Origin of the sequence: Rhodovulum sulfidophilum DSM 1374, from assembly GCF_001633165.1 — a bacterium.
Lineage (GTDB): Bacteria > Pseudomonadota > Alphaproteobacteria > Rhodobacterales > Rhodobacteraceae > Rhodovulum > Rhodovulum sulfidophilum.
On record NZ_CP015418.1, the window covers coordinates 2,961,590 to 2,976,341 of the forward strand.

The following is a 14,752-nucleotide window of genomic DNA, read 5'->3' on the forward strand; positions in this document are numbered from 1 at the left end:
CGACAATGCCGGAGACCTCCGTGGACACCAATACCCTTCCGGCCGTGTTCGACGGCCATAACGACGTTCTTCTGAGGCTCTATCGCGCCGGTGGCCCCAAGGCCGCCGAAAGCTTCGTGACCGGCGGGCCCGGCCATATCGACCTGCCCAAGGCGCGCGAGGGCGGGCTGGGCGGCGGGTTCTTCGCGGTCTATGTCCCCTCCGACGAGGGCGACACCGATCACGACGAGATGGCCCGCGACAGCTATGACCTGCCCCTGCCCGAGCCGGTGCCGCAGGACCACGCGCTGCAGGTGGCGATGACGCAGATCGCGACGCTCGAGCGGCTGCAAGAGCTGGGCGCGCTGAAGATCTGCCGCAGCGCCGCCGAGGTCCACATCTCGATGGTCGAGCACAAGCTGGCGGCCGTGCTGCACATGGAGGGGGCCGAGGCCATCGATCCCGAGCTGATCACGCTCGACGTGCTGCATGGCGCGGGGCTGCGCTCGCTCGGCCCGGTCTGGAGCCGACCCACGATCTTTGGCGAGGGCGTGCCGTTCCGCTATCCGTCCGACGGCAATACCGGCGGCGGGCTGACCGATCTGGGGGTGGCGCTGGTCCGGCGCTGTAACGCACTGAAGATCATGCTCGATCTCTCGCATATGACGATGGCGGGGTTCTGGGATGTCGCGAAACACTCGGACGCACCGCTGGTCGCCACCCATTCCAACGCCCATGCGATCTGTCCCCATGCCCGCAACCTGACCGATGCCCAGCTCGACGCCATCGCCGCCAGCGACGGCATGGTCGGGCTGAATTACGCCACCGCCTTTCTCAGGCCCGACGGCCGCATGGTCGATACCGGCCTTGACGACATGCTGCGCCATCTCGACCATCTTCTGGACCGGCTGGGCGAGTCCCGGGTCGGGCTCGGCTCGGATTTCGACGGGGCATTGATCCCATCCGCGATCGGCACGGCGGCAGGCCTTCCGGCCCTGCGCCAGGCAATGGTTGCGCATGGTTACGGGCCCGAACTGATCGCGCGGATCTGCCAGGGCAACTGGCTGCGGGTACTGGAGAAGACCTGGGGACACTGACAGGCGCACCCGCGCCGCCCCGGACTACGCCACAAGACGACATAAGAACAACCAACAGAGAGGACGACCAAGATGAATGCTTTCGCCAGGCTGCTCTCGGGCGCCGCGCTGACCGCGACGCTCGCCGCCACCGCCCCCGCGCTCTGGGCCGAGACGCCCGCCAACATGCTGGTCGTGGCCAACCGGATCGACGACATCACCACGCTCGACCCGGCCGAGAATTTCGAATTCGCCGGCGGCGACGTGCTGCGCAATGTCTACGGCCGCCTGGTGAATTTCGATCCGCTCGATTACGAGGCCGGCTACCAGCCCGATCTGGCCGAAAGCTGGGAGGTCAGCGAGGACGGCCGGAGCATCACCTTCACCATGCGCGAGGGCGTCACCTTCACATCGGGCAATCCGGTGACCGCCGAGGATGCCGCATTCTCGCTGCGCCGCGCGGTGCTGTTGAACCTCACGCCCTCCTTCCTTCTGACCCAGTTCGGCTTCACGCCCGACAATATCGACGAGACGATCCGGGCCGAGGGCAACACGCTGATCGTCACCACCGACAAGGCCTATGCCACCTCCTTCGTGCTGAACTGCCTGACCGCCACCATCGGCTCGATCCTCGACAAGAAGACGGTGCTGGAACATGAGGTCGACGGCGACATGGGCCATGACTGGCTCAAGACCCATTCGGCGGGCTCGGCGGCCTACAGCCTGGTGGCCTGGAAGCCGAACGAATCCGTGACCCTGCAGGCCAATCCCGATTTCTATCAGGGCGCGCCCGCGATGAAGCGGGTGATCGTGCGCCATATCGCCGAAAGCGCGACCCAGCGGCTGCTGCTGGAACGGGGCGATATCGACGTCGCGCGCAACCTCAACCCGCAGGATGTGCAGGGCCTTGACGGCGCCGAGGGCGTCCGGATCCAGGAAGAGCTGAAGGGCTACCTGATGTATGCCTCCTTCAACCAGAAGATCCCCGAGCTGCAGGATCCCAAGGTGCTGGAAGCACTGAAATACCTCGTCGATTACGAGGGCATGGCCAACAGCTTCCTCAAGGGCCAGTGGACCATCCAGCAGAACTTCCTGCCGCAGACCTATCTGGGGGCGGTCAAGGAAAACCCGTTCTTCTTCGATCTCGAGCATGCCAAGACGCTGCTTTCCGAGGCGGGCGTCGACGGGCTCGAGCTGACCATCGGGGTGCGCGACGTGCAGGAGCGGATGGAAATCGCCCAGTCGATGCAGAACACCTTCGCCCAGGCCGGGATCGACCTGAATATCGAGGTCGGCACCGGCAAGCAGATCCTGGCCAAGTACCGGGCCCGCGATCTTGACGTCTATCTGGGCACCTGGGGCCCCGATTACCCCGATCCGCAGACCAATGCCTCGACCTTCGCCTACAACCCCGACAATTCGGCAGAGGCGCAGAATGGCGGCATCCTGGCCTGGCGGAATTCCTGGGACGCGGACGGGCTGACCGAGATGACCGAGGCCGCCGTGACCGAGCGCGACACTGCCAAGCGCATCGAGATGTATCACGAGATCCAGGCCCGGTTCCGCGAGACCTCGCCCTTCGTCATCATGTTCCAGGCCATCGAGCAGGACGGCCTGCGCGAGAATGTCGAGGGCTTCACCACCGGCCAGGCGATTGCCGATGCCAGCTACTGGAAGGTGACGAAGTAACATGGCAGCCACCGGCAAGGCACAGGAAGGGCGCGTGCGCGCGCCCTTCCCTCCCCGCTGGGTGAAACGGACGGGCATGACGCTGGGATCGATCGCGATCACCATGCTGGGCCTCTTGTTCGTCACCTTCCTGATCGGCCGGGTGATGCCCATCGACCCGGTGCTGGCCATCGTCGGCGAACGCGCAAGCCCCGAGGTCTATGCCCGCGTCCATCAGGAGCTCGGCCTCGACCGGCCGCTGATGGTCCAGTTCTGGTTCTATCTGCAGGACGTCCTCCGGGGCGATTTCGGGACCTCGCTGCTGACCGCGCGCCCCGTGTCGGAGGACATCGCCCGGGTCTTCCCGGCAACGCTCGAACTGGCGACGCTGGGCACGCTGATCGGCGTGCTTCTGGGCGTGCCCCTGGGCGTGCTGGCCGCCGTCCGGCGCGGGTCCTGGATCGACCAGGTCGCGCGCGTGGTAGCGCTGGTGGGCTATTCGATGCCGATCTTCTGGCTCGGGCTGATGGGCCTTCTGATCTTCTACGGCATTCTGGGCTGGGTCGGCGGGCCGGGGCGGCTGTCGATCTTCTATGACGGCATGATCGAGCCGGTCACGGGGATGATCCTGATCGACAGCGCGCTGGCGGGCGACTGGACGGTCTTTCGCGACGCGGTCAACCATATCGTGCTGCCGGCGTCCCTGCTGGGCTATTACAGCCTTGCCTATATCAGCCGCATGACCCGCTCCTTCATGCTGGAACAGATGTCGGCCGAATATGTCACCACCGCCCGGGTCAAGGGCCTGAGCGAACGCGCGGTGATCTGGAACCATGCCTTCCGCAACATCCGGGTGCAGCTGATCACGGTGATCGCGCTCAGCTATGCCGGGCTGCTCGAGGGCTCGGTGCTGACCGAGATCATCTTCGCCTGGCCGGGCATCGGGTCCTATATCACCAACGCCCTGCTCTCGGCCGACATGAGCGCGGTTCTGGGCGGCACCGTGGTGGTGGGGCTGGCCTTCGTGCTGCTGAACGTCTTTTCCGACCTGCTCTACAAGGTCTTCGATCCGAGGGCGAAATGACCGACATGACCGGACTTCGCGCCTGGCTTCTGACCGACACGCCGCAGTCGCGGATCCAGGCCCGCATGGCCAGCCTCTATCAGGGCTGGCTGGCCTTCCGCCGCAACCCGATGGCGATGTTCGGGCTCGCGATCCTGATCGCGCTGCTGGCCATCGCCGCGCTGGCACCCTGGATCGCGCCGCATGATCCCTTCCATCAGGACCTCACCGCCCGGCTGCAGCCGCTGGGCACGCCCGGCCATCTGCTGGGCACCGACTCGCTGGGGCGCGACATCCTCTCGCGGCTGATCTACGGCTCGCGCATCACATTATACATCGTGACGCTGGTCGCCCTCATCGCGCCGCTGGCGGGGCTGATCATGGGCACCGTCTCGGGCTATCTCGGCGGCTGGGTCGACATGGTCCTGATGCGGATCACCGACATCTTCCTGGCCTTCCCGCGGCTGGTGCTGGCGCTGGCCTTCGTGGCAGCGCTCGGGGCGGGCATCGAGAATGCGGTGCTGGCGATCGCGCTGACCGCCTGGCCGCCCTATGCCCGGATCGCCCGGGCCGAGACGCTGACGCTTCGGAACGCCGATTTCATCAGCGCGGTGCGGTTGCAGGGCGCGGGGCCGGTCCGGATCATCACGCGCCATATCTGGCCGCTCTGCATCTCGTCGCTGATCGTGCGGGTGACGCTCGACATGGCGGGGATCATCCTCGCTGCGGCGGGTCTTGGCTTTCTCGGCCTCGGCGCGCAGCCGCCCAGCCCCGAATGGGGTGCGATGATTTCCGAGGGCCGCCGCTTCATCCTCGATCACTGGTGGGTCGCCACCATGCCGGGGCTTGCCATCTTCACCGTGTCGCTGGCCTTCAACCTGCTGGGCGACGGGCTGCGCGACGTGCTGGACCCGAAGGGGGAAAAATGACCGATCTTCTGGATGTCGAGGACCTTCGGGTCCGTTTTCCCACCCGCACCGGCATGTTCGAGGCGGTGCGCGGCGTGTCCTTCAAGCTCGGCCGGGAACGGCTTGGTATCGTTGGAGAAAGCGGCTCCGGCAAGTCGATGACCGGGCGTTCCATCCTCAGGCTGATCCGGCCGCCCGGGCAGGTCACGGCCAGGCATATCAAGCTCGATGGCGAGGATCTGATGCAGAAATCCGAGGCCCGGATGCGCAAGGTGCGCGGCGAGCGGATCTCGATGGTGATGCAGGACCCGAAATTCTCGCTGAACCCGGTGATGAGCGTCGGCGAACAGCTGATCGAGGCCTGGCGCGTGCACAAGAAGGGCAGCCGGGCCGAGGCCCGGCGCCGCGCGCTGGACATGCTGGAAGCGGTCTCGATCCGCGACCCCGAACGGGTGATGCGCGCCCATCCGCATGAGCTTTCGGGCGGCATGGGCCAGCGGATCATGATCGCGATGATGCTGATCCCCGATCCCGAGCTGCTGATCGCGGACGAGCCGACCTCGGCGCTCGACGTCTCGGTGCAGGCGCAGGTGCTGCAGATCATGGACAAGCTGGTACAGGAGCGCGGAATGGGCCTGATCTTCATCAGCCACGACCTCAACCTCGTGGCCGATTTCTGCGACCGGGTGCTGATCATGTATGCCGGGCGCGTGGTCGAGACCTGCGATGCCGACAAGCTGCATGAGGCGCGCCACCCCTATACGCGGGGCCTGTTGAACTCGCTGCCGCGGCTTGACGCGCCGCAGAAACGGCTGGAGGTCCTGCGCCGCGATCCGGCCTGGGCCGAGGCCCCTTCGGTGAGGCCGGCATGAGCGCGCTCTACTTCGACGATGTGAGCGTCTGGTTCGGCGAGGGCCGCGACCGGGTCGATGCCGTCCGGGGCGCGAGCTTCCGGGTCGGTCATGGCGAAAGCTTCGGGCTGGTCGGCGAAAGCGGCTCGGGCAAGTCGACGATCATGCGCGCGCTGAGCGGGCTGGCGCCCGACTGGTCGGGACGGATGGCGGTGAACGGCAATCCGGTGCGCTCCGGACACCGCCGCGACCGGCAATTCTACAAGAGCGTGCAGATGGTCTTTCAGGACCCCTATGCCTCGCTCCATCCGCGCCAGTCGGTCGATCAGGTCCTGTCCGAAACCCTGCACCTGCACGGTTTTCGCGATGTCGAACCCCGGATCGCGCGGCTGCTCGACGATGTGGGCCTCGGCTCGGCCTTCCGCTTCCGCTATCCGCACCAGCTGTCGGGCGGCCAGCGCCAGCGCGTGGCCATCGCCCGGGCGCTGGCGCCCGAGCCCTCGATCCTGCTGCTCGACGAGCCGACCTCGGCGCTCGACGTCTCGGTCCAGGCCGAGATCCTGAACCTGCTGGCCGACCTCCGGGCCGAGCATGACCTGACCTTCCTGATGGTCTCGCATGATCTCGCGGTGGTCGCCCATATCTGCGAACGCATCGCGGTGATGCGGGCCGGAGAGATCGTCGAGGTGATGGGCGTGGAAGAGATGCGGGCGATGACGCCCTCGCATCCCTATACACGCGCGCTTCTGCAGGCCTCGACGGGCTATCGCCGGGACTGACCCGGAAGCCTCCCCTTCCGCGGTCCCGCCCGGCATATGTCTGAAGGTCGCTCGAAGTTTAGAGGAAATGACAGCGACCTTCAGGGGGCATGATCACCTGATCTTAACGCAGGCAAAGCTATGGCTTCGGACCGGACCCGTCCGGTACCGGAGCCTCACATGCGCCTTGCCCTTGCCATCGCACCTGCCCTTGCCATCGCCCTTGCCGCGGGCCTTCTCGGCCCGCCAAGCACCGCCTTCGCCGCCTCCGGGACCGACCGGCCGCCTTTCCGCTTTGCCCAGGTCGCGGCCCTGGAAGGCCCGGCCGCGGCCCTGGGCCGGGGCATGCGTCTCGGCCTGCTCGCGGCCTTCGAAGAGGCCAACCGCGCCGGTGGCGTGCATGGCCGCAAGGTCATGCTCGACAGCGTCGATGACGGTTACGAACCCGCCCGCTCGGCCGCGGCCGTCGAGCGGATCGTCTCCGAGGATCGTCATCTCGCGCTGATCGGCCAGGTCGGAACCCCCACCGCCAAGGCGACCCAGCCGCTGTCGGCCAGCGCGGGCATGCCGGTGATCGGCCCGCTGACCGGGGCAGATTTCCTGCGCACGCCCTGGATCGACAACGTGACCAATATCCGCGCCAGTTACGATGCCGAAACCGAAGCCTGGATCGCCTATCTGGTCGACAGGCTCGGCATGGACCGGATCGCGATCCTCTATCAGGATGACGGTTTCGGTCAGGCCGGGCTTGAAGGGGTGCGGCGCGCGATGCAGAAACGCGGCCTCACCCTGGTGGCCGAGGGCAATTACACGCGCAACACGCTGGCGGTAAAGGTTGCCCTTCTGAACATCAGAGAGGCGCATCCCGACGCGGTGGTGATGGTCGCGGCCTACAAGCCGGTTGCCGAATTCGTCCGCGTCGGCCGCAGGCTCGATTTCACGCCGACCGTGGTGAATATCTCCTTTGTCGGGTCGCGGGCGCTCAGCGAGGAACTCGGCGCCGATGGCGCGGGCATCATCGTCAGCCAGGTCGTGCCGTTTCCCGGCGATACCGCATTGCCGGTCGTGACCGAATATCAGGCCGCCCTGAAAGAGGTCGATGCCGAGGCCCGACCGGATTTCGTCTCGCTCGAAGGCTATCTGGCGGGGCGCGTCGCCCTGCGCGCGCTGCAGAAGGCCGGCCCCTTCGCCACTCGAAGCCGGATGCTCGAGGCGCTGGACCAGCTCGGCACATTCGACCTCGGCGGGCTGAATTTCTCTTTCGGCCCCGGCGACAATCAGGGCCTCGACGAGGTCTTTCTCACCAGGATCGGCGCCGACGGTGCCTTCGAGCCGCTGCCCCCGGCCGCTGTCGATCCGAAACTCTGACCAGGGCGGGCCCTGGCGGCCCGAGGCCTCAGAACCACCTCCCGGAGGGCTGCCATGCTCAAGTTCCTTTCGACGGTCTTCGGCAGTATCGCGCTGAAATTCTCGTCCATCCTTGTGCTCATGGGGGCGATGACGGCGGCGGCGATCCTCATCGCCACGATGGTGTTCAACACGCTCTCGGCATCGCTCACCGGGCTCATGACCGACGCATTGCCGGGCATAAGCACCAGCGTCACCGTGATCGAGAATACCGGGGAAATCCGCGACTCCCTGTCGGAGATGCTGATGGCGCGCGATATTCAGGAGGTGGATGAGGGCTACGGGGATTTCATCTCCAAAAGCAAGGACATCGTCGCGGCGGTGAACCGGTTGCCCGGCCCGGAGAAAGCCACCTTCCTGCCGATGCTGACGGCGCTCTCGGATGAGGTCGGCCAGATGCGTGCGGCCCTCGACCGGCGCTTTGCACGTCAGAACCGGATGCAGGAACAGCTGACCGACTTCAGCGCAACGGTGGAAGAGATCCGCGAGGCCCTCGCCGGAATGACCGAGGACGCCGTACGCGACATGAACACCGCCGGCGAACGGACCATAGAAAGCGTCTCGGACACGCTCGAAACACTGGTCCATACCGATTTCGACTCGACCGCGCTGATCCTGCAGGCGCGGGCCGAGATCAATCTGCTTTCCGGCGTCGCGCTGGCCATCGCCGGGCAGAAGGACCCGGCCATGATCGCGATCCTGCGCGACCTTGCCGCTGCCAGCCTGCGCAAGCTCGACACCGTGCTCGCCGAACTCGACGCGGCCGGAACGATCCCACGATATCTGCCGATCCTGACCGATACCAGGGCCGCCTTCGCCAATGTGGCCAATACCGGGTTTCGCGCCCGCGCCGGCTATATCGAAGACGTCATGAAGCTGCGCGACGACAGCAACATCGCGCTCAGCTCGGCGACGGATGACCTGACCTTCAAGCTGATGATCGGCGCCGAGGAGACCGCCGCCTTCAACCGTGACACCATCCACAGACTGCTCGGCAACGAGGTGCAGCAGATCCGCGACACCGCCGATATCGACCTCGCGGTCAAGACGCTCGTCGCCACCTCCTATCTCGGCGCCACGGCCAGGGATGTCGCCGATGCCGATGCCGCCCAGACCCAGATCGTCGACGCCCGCGACAGGCTGACCGAGCTGACCGGCCATGTCTACCTGACCGACACCCTGCGCGGCATGATCGACCGGCTCGCCGCCTATGCCGACCCGAATACCGGAATCGTGGCCACGCGCCGCGCCGCGATCCTGGCGCGGGACGAGGCCGAGGCCGGATCGCGTTCGGCCTATGAACGGCTGCGCGAAATCGCCGGGGCGGCCAGCGCGCAGGACAATGCGGCGATGGCGGATGCGAACGCCGCCGGCGCCGCGCTTCTTGCCGATGCCGATGCCGCCCGGAATCGTCTGCATCTGGTCACCCTGGGCAGCGGCGCCATCTTCATCCTCGCCCCGGTTCTGACCTGGATTCTGATCATCTGGCCGATGGGCCGTCTCGCCCGCGTCACCGGGCGCCTGGCCCAGGGCGAACTGACCGAGGTCAGGAGCTTCGGCATCTTCGGGGGCGAGATCGCCCGCATGGGCAAGGCACTTGTCGTGTTCCGCGACAGGCTCGTCGAACGCGACCGCATGCAACGCCTGGAACACGAGGCAGAACAGGACCGGCAGGCCCGCGCAGCCCAGCAGAACGCGGTCGTGAGCGAACTCGCCGCAGCGCTGCAATCGCTGTCGGCAGGCGACCTGACCGCCCGGCTCGAAAACCGTTTCCCCGAAGATTACGAACGCTTGCGGACCGATTTCAACGCCACGATCGACACGCTGAACGAGCTGATCGGCTCTGTCGTCGAGAACGCGACCGAAATCAATTCCCGTGCCGAGGAAATCGCCGGCGCTGCCGGCGATCTGTCGCACCGCACCGAGAACCAGGCCGCGACGCTGGAACAGACCGCGGCAGCCCTCGACGAGATGACGTCCAGTGTGCGCTCGGCCGCCGAGGGTGCTGCCAAGGTGGAGGATGTCGTGCGCGAGGCGCGCGGCAATGCCGAACAATCCGGCCTGGTGGTGAAGGATGCCATCGGGGCGATGGCCGAGATCAAGAAATCCTCGGACGGGATCAACCAGATCATCGGCGTGATCGACGACATTGCCTTCCAGACCAACCTGCTGGCGCTGAATGCGGGCGTCGAGGCGGCGCGGGCCGGCGAGGCCGGCCGCGGCTTTGCGGTCGTGGCCTCCGAGGTGCGGGCGCTGGCCCAGCGCTCCTCCGAAGCCGCCAAGGAGATCAAGACCCTGATCTCGGCCAGTTCCGACCATGTGGCTTCGGGCGTCTCCCAGGTCAACCGCGGGGCGGCGGCGCTGAGCGACATCGTCGAGCGGGTCAGCCATATCGCCGAACTGATCGGCGGCATCGCGACCGGCGCCAAGGAACAGTCCGTTGGCCTCGGCGAGATCAATGTCGGCGTCTCCGAGCTCGACAAGGCGACCCAGCAGAACGCGGCCATGGTCGAGGAGACGACCGCAGCCAGCACAACGCTGAAGCAGGAAGCGTCGAGCCTGCAGCGACTGGTGTCTCGGTTCCGTCTGCGGGGCGTGCCTGGCGCTGCCCGCGCGGCCCGGCGCACGGAGCCCGCCCCCTCACCCGACGACACCCGAATGCCAAAAGAACCGCGCAAACCCGCGGTCAACGATGGCGGCTGGCAGGATTTCTGAGCCCCGCCGGACGGCGCAGCGATGCCAGGGGCCCGGACCAAGGCGAAAAAGCCCACTGCCGGTCCGACGCGCCGGTTGGCTGGTGTAAGCGCGCGCCGGCGCCGATGCCCGGGCAAGGGACGATACAAGGGCAAAACGCCTGGGGAACAGGAGGATGCCGACAGATGGCCGCAGCACAGAGAGAACGGCTGCGGAGCGAGCGCCATCGCGAAACACCTGTGCCAGAGGCGATGCTCACGGCCGACGATTTCTGAAGACCGGGCCGGTCAGCAGGGGCGGCGGATGGAGACGACGGCAGACCCTGCCCCGCCTGCGCCAATCATCCGCGGATGACCGGAAAGTCCCGCCCGGGATTCGTGCCACCGATCTCCGCAAGCCGGCACAAGCCGCGACAAGGCCCCCGGCGAAGACCGTCGACAGGAAAGGCAGCGTTACCCGGGATCCCCCCCGAATCCGAATTTCTTCGAAATCGATACCTGCTTGTACTTGATTGAAATAAAGTCACTTTTGGCAGAAGATTCCAGAAGAGCTTTTCGCTATAATCAAGATCAACCGATTTTGAATGCCGATTACGGGGGAATGGGATGCCTGTCAGGACAATCGTATTGACGACAGCGATTTCGGGCCTTGCGCTGACACTGCCGGCAGAGCGCCTGCGCGCGGACGACCTCGGCAAGGTGATCGTCGGCGGCGCCATTCTCTGCGCCGTGACCGGCTGTCTCAAGGGGCGCAGCCAGGGCGGCAACCAACACAGAACGACGCGCCGGGCGGGCGACCCCACCGTTCGCGCCGACCAGCAGGCACTTAACTATTTCGGCTATGACGCGGGCGGCGCCGATGGCGTGACGGGCAAGCGGACCCGCGCGGCGATTTCGCGATATCAGGGCTATATGGGCTATCCGGTGACCGGTCAACTCGACACCTATCAGCGCCAGACCTTGGTCGGCGCCTATAACTGGGCACAGTCCGGCGGCAACGCGACCTATCCCGGCATTCAGGGCCAGGAATTGCTACGCGCCTATGCCAGCCATTCCCGCGGCGGCAATTACTGTCAGGAGACCGGCCGCTGCATGGGCGGCGGCTATCCGGCCCAGAACAATTATGGCGGGGCGCCGGGCTATCCGGGGGGCAACGGCCTCCCGCCCCAGACGGGCTATGGCGCGAACGGCACGATGCCGAATGCCGCGCCCGCCTATCCGCAACCGGTGGCCCCGCAAGGCGCCGCCCAGCTGCCGACTCAGGTGATGACCACCGGCGGCGCGCTTGCGGGGTTCGAATTGCCTGACAGCAGCGGCAACCGCTCGATTGCCGATCACTGCCAGACGGTGAAGATGGTCTCTTCGGCCAATGGCGGGGCGGTGCGCAGCCCGGCAGCCATCGTCAACCCGACCCAGGCGCTCGACGAGCAGTTCTGCAGCGCCAGCACCTATGCCGTCAGTTCCACCGAAAGCATGCTGAGCGGCGCCCAGGTGACCGATGACCAGCTGACCCAGAACTGCGGCAAGGTGGTCGACTTCATGTCCGCCGAAACCGATGCGCTGGGCACCCGCCCGGCCGCCGACCTGACCGCCGCAGCGCAGCAGAAGATCCGGCAGGCATCGCCGGACGGCAATACGCAAGGTCTCGTGCAGACCGGCGAGGTCTGCCTCGGCTATGGCTACCGGACCGACGATTCCGAGGTGGTTCTGGCTGCCTCGATGCTGCTGGTCGGCGCCGGTGCCAGGCCCTATGCGGAGCTTCTGGGCCACCATCTGCGCGACGGGCTCGGCGTGCAGGCTGATGCCGACCGGGCACGCGGCTGGTACGATACCGCCTTCTCGGCGCTCGATGACGGCGCCACGCCGGTCTTCCTGCCAAGCCAGAGCGCCCAGCGCGTCGCGATCATGCGCGCTGCCCTGACAGGCGGCGCGCCCGCCCCGGAGCTGACGGGCGCCTCGACCGCCGGCGCCGCATCGGCCCCGGCCGCGCTGCCGAGCTTCAATATCGGCAACTGAGCCGCCGCGGGTCGGAGCGCCCTCCGGAGCCCCGACCGCCCTGATCTTCCACGGCTCCGGACCGGAGCAATGGGCAGTCATCGGCCGACGACAGGTCCTGTCGCAGCCTCCGGCGCAGTTCGGCGGTAGCCCCTCGCCGCCGATACGCTACTATATTCGGCATGAGAACGTTCGGCAGCCGAATGCCAGTTGGAGGACATCTTTATGAAAGCCAGGGGTTTCCTGATCGCCGCCACCGCCGTGGCCCTGACAATGCCGGGGCCGGTGCGCGCGGATACCGGCGATGTGGTCAAGCTTGGTATCGCGGCCGGGGCCTTCTTCTGCATGGCCAATCCCGGCCGCTGCGGGCTTGGCGGCAACCGCAATGCCCAACCGAGCGCCGCACCTCAGCGCACCGCCTCTCCGCCGCCCCGGCAGCAGCCGCGCGCGGCCGACCCGGCGATCCGCACCGATCAGCAGGCGCTGAACTATTTCGGCTACGAGGCGGGCAGCGCCGATGGCATAATGGGCCGCCGCACCCGCGATGCGATCTCGCGCTATCAGGGCTATATGGGCTATCCCTCGACCGGCCGGCTTGACGCCTATCAGCGCCAGACCCTGGTCGGGGCCTATAACTGGGCGCAGGCCGGCGGCGGTTCGGCCTATCCGGGGATCTATGGCGAAGAACTGCTCAGGGCCTATGCCAGCCAGATGCGCGGCGGCAATTACTGCCAGGAAACCGGCCGCTGCCCGGTGCGGAACAGCGATACCGGCCAGACCCCGATCCCCGACCTGCCCCAGGCCAATGCCTCGATGGCCAATGCCTGCACCAGCAGCCAGATGGTCACCAATGCCAATGGCCCGGTGCTGAGCCCGGCCGACATCACCGATCCCGACCGCGCCCGCCAGGCCCTGAACGAGCAGTTCTGCAGCGCCAGCAGCTATGCCTCGAGCCGGTCCGAAAACCTGCTGGCCGGCAGCGGCACCACCGATGCGACGCTGGCCCGGAATTGCCGCTGGGTGGTCGAGCGGATGGAGGACCAGATCGTCCGGCTCGACAGCCAGTCCGCGGTCGAGGTCGCGGCCGCAGCCGACCGGCGGGTGCGCGAGATCGGTGGCGATCCGCGTCAGATCTCGGACGCGGCGACCATCTGCCTGGGCTATGGCTACCGCACCGACGACCCGCAAATGGCGCTGGCCTCGGCGCTGATGCTGGTGGGCAGCGGCGCCCGGCCCTATGCCGAACTGATCGGCCATCATCTGCGCAGCGGCTTCGGCACCCAGCGCGACCCGGCCCGGGCCCAGGGCTGGTACGACATCGCCTTCGACGCGCTCGACCGCGGCTCCGAGCCGGCCGTGCGCCCCAGCCAGAGCGGCGAGCGCGTGGCGATCATGCGCACGGCGCTGGGTGGCCAGGGGCCTGCCGGCTCGGGCCCCGAAACCTCGTCCTCGGGATCCGGCGTGCCAAGCTTCAATCTGCAGTGATCCCCGGCACGAGACGACATCCGCCCCCTGCCCGACCCGGCGGGGGGCGGCATGCCGGCCAGGCGGTGGGCGGCAGTTGACCCCGGGCCGCAAATGCAATTAACTCAAGGCATAATTTCGCATTGACACTGCGTTTGATGACGGCGGATTGAAATGCTGCGTGCGGCGATATTTGGGATGGCGCTCGGACTTCTGGTGATCGTGGGCGCCTCCGGCTATGCCGCGCTCGCTGCCTGCCGCGTCGAATTTCCCCTGCTCGACCGATGGCTTGCGCAAAGCTGCCGCTCGGAGGCCGAGACCGCCGCCCTGGCCCGGCTCGACAGGCTTCGCAGCCGCAATCTGGCGCTTCTGCGCGACATCCGCCGGACCGAAAACGAACTGGCCGCGCTGCAATGCGAGGCGGTGCCGCCCACGCCCGCCCCGGAACCGACCGCGCCTCCCGACCGCGCGGGGATCGATCCCGGAATCTGGAACCGTGGCGATATCCGCGTTCTCGACGGCTGCTGGGAGCTCGATTCCGATTTCCGCACCCGCGACATCCAGACCGGTCGGATCACCCATTACACCCAGTGGGAGATGTGCTTCGACCGCGAGGGTCGCGGCCGCGAGACGATGACCGCCACCAATGGCACCACCTGCCGGGGCGCGGTCTCGGGCCGGTTCCTCGACCGCGACGCGGCCGGCAGCCTCCAGCGGCTGGAAGTGCGTGAACCGGGCAATCTGCGCTGTTCCGACGGCAGCTACATCCATCAACGCATCATCACCTGCGAGCTGGCCGGCGATGGCGGCGCCAGCTGCGTCAATTTCCAGCCCGAGACCGGCGGCCGCGGCGAGGTTCGCCTGCGCCGAAGAACCGAGGACCAGTGACC

11 protein-coding genes are annotated in these 14,752 nt (G+C 67.0%); all 11 read left to right on the plus strand.

Annotation, left to right across the window (positions count from 1 at the left end; translation table 11 throughout):
- The first annotated feature begins 5 nt into the window (after positions 1–5).
- The 11 genes from A6W98_RS13925 to A6W98_RS13975 all read left to right on the plus strand — a co-directional run bounded on the left by A6W98_RS13925 (position 6) and on the right by A6W98_RS13975 (position 14,750).
- Entirely contained in the window at positions 6–1,076 is a 1,071-nt protein-coding gene (locus A6W98_RS13925) for a dipeptidase (protein ID WP_042462405.1), read from the plus strand.
- A gap of 72 nt (positions 1,077–1,148) precedes the next feature.
- Entirely contained in the window at positions 1,149–2,744 is a 1,596-nt protein-coding gene (locus A6W98_RS13930; protein WP_042462407.1) for an ABC transporter substrate-binding protein, read from the plus strand.
- 76 nt (positions 2,745–2,820) lie between these two features.
- A complete protein-coding gene (locus A6W98_RS13935) occupies positions 2,821–3,807 on the plus strand; it encodes an ABC transporter permease (RefSeq protein ID WP_234153408.1) in 987 nt (328 codons plus the stop codon).
- Positions 3,804–4,715 carry an ABC transporter permease gene (locus tag A6W98_RS13940; RefSeq protein WP_042462411.1) on the plus strand — a complete coding sequence of 304 codons (912 nt, stop codon included), beginning with the start codon at positions 3,804–3,806 and terminating at the stop codon, positions 4,713–4,715. Before A6W98_RS13935 ends, A6W98_RS13940 begins: the two co-directional genes overlap by 4 nt.
- Positions 4,712–5,566 (plus strand): ABC transporter ATP-binding protein, encoded by an 855-nt coding sequence (locus tag A6W98_RS13945; protein ID WP_042462413.1) that lies wholly within the window; start codon positions 4,712–4,714, stop codon positions 5,564–5,566. Before A6W98_RS13940 ends, A6W98_RS13945 begins: the two co-directional genes overlap by 4 nt.
- The gene (locus A6W98_RS13950; protein ID WP_042462415.1) at positions 5,563–6,324 is read left to right on the plus strand and encodes an ABC transporter ATP-binding protein; all 762 of its coding nucleotides are present in this window, start codon (positions 5,563–5,565) and stop codon (positions 6,322–6,324) included. The genes A6W98_RS13945 and A6W98_RS13950 overlap by 4 nt, the downstream gene beginning before the upstream one ends.
- 159 nt (positions 6,325–6,483) lie before the next feature.
- On the plus strand, positions 6,484–7,671 hold the full coding sequence (locus A6W98_RS13955; RefSeq protein WP_042462417.1) for an ABC transporter substrate-binding protein: 1,188 nt from the start codon (positions 6,484–6,486) through the stop codon (positions 7,669–7,671).
- A 54-nt stretch (positions 7,672–7,725) separates the two neighbouring features.
- Complete coding sequence (locus A6W98_RS13960) at positions 7,726–10,425, plus strand: methyl-accepting chemotaxis protein (protein ID WP_052678050.1); 2,700 nt, start codon at positions 7,726–7,728, stop codon at positions 10,423–10,425.
- Between the two features lie 605 nt (positions 10,426–11,030).
- Positions 11,031–12,419, plus strand: a complete 1,389-nt coding sequence (locus tag A6W98_RS13965) for a peptidoglycan-binding domain-containing protein (protein ID WP_052678051.1) — start codon at positions 11,031–11,033, stop codon at positions 12,417–12,419.
- 204 nt (positions 12,420–12,623) lie between these two features.
- Entirely contained in the window at positions 12,624–13,883 is a 1,260-nt protein-coding gene (locus A6W98_RS13970) for a peptidoglycan-binding domain-containing protein (protein ID WP_052678052.1), read from the plus strand.
- A gap of 177 nt (positions 13,884–14,060) precedes the next feature.
- The gene (locus tag A6W98_RS13975; RefSeq protein ID WP_155734812.1) at positions 14,061–14,750 is read left to right on the plus strand and encodes a hypothetical protein; all 690 of its coding nucleotides are present in this window, start codon (positions 14,061–14,063) and stop codon (positions 14,748–14,750) included.
- The last annotated feature ends 2 nt before the right edge of the window (positions 14,751–14,752 follow it).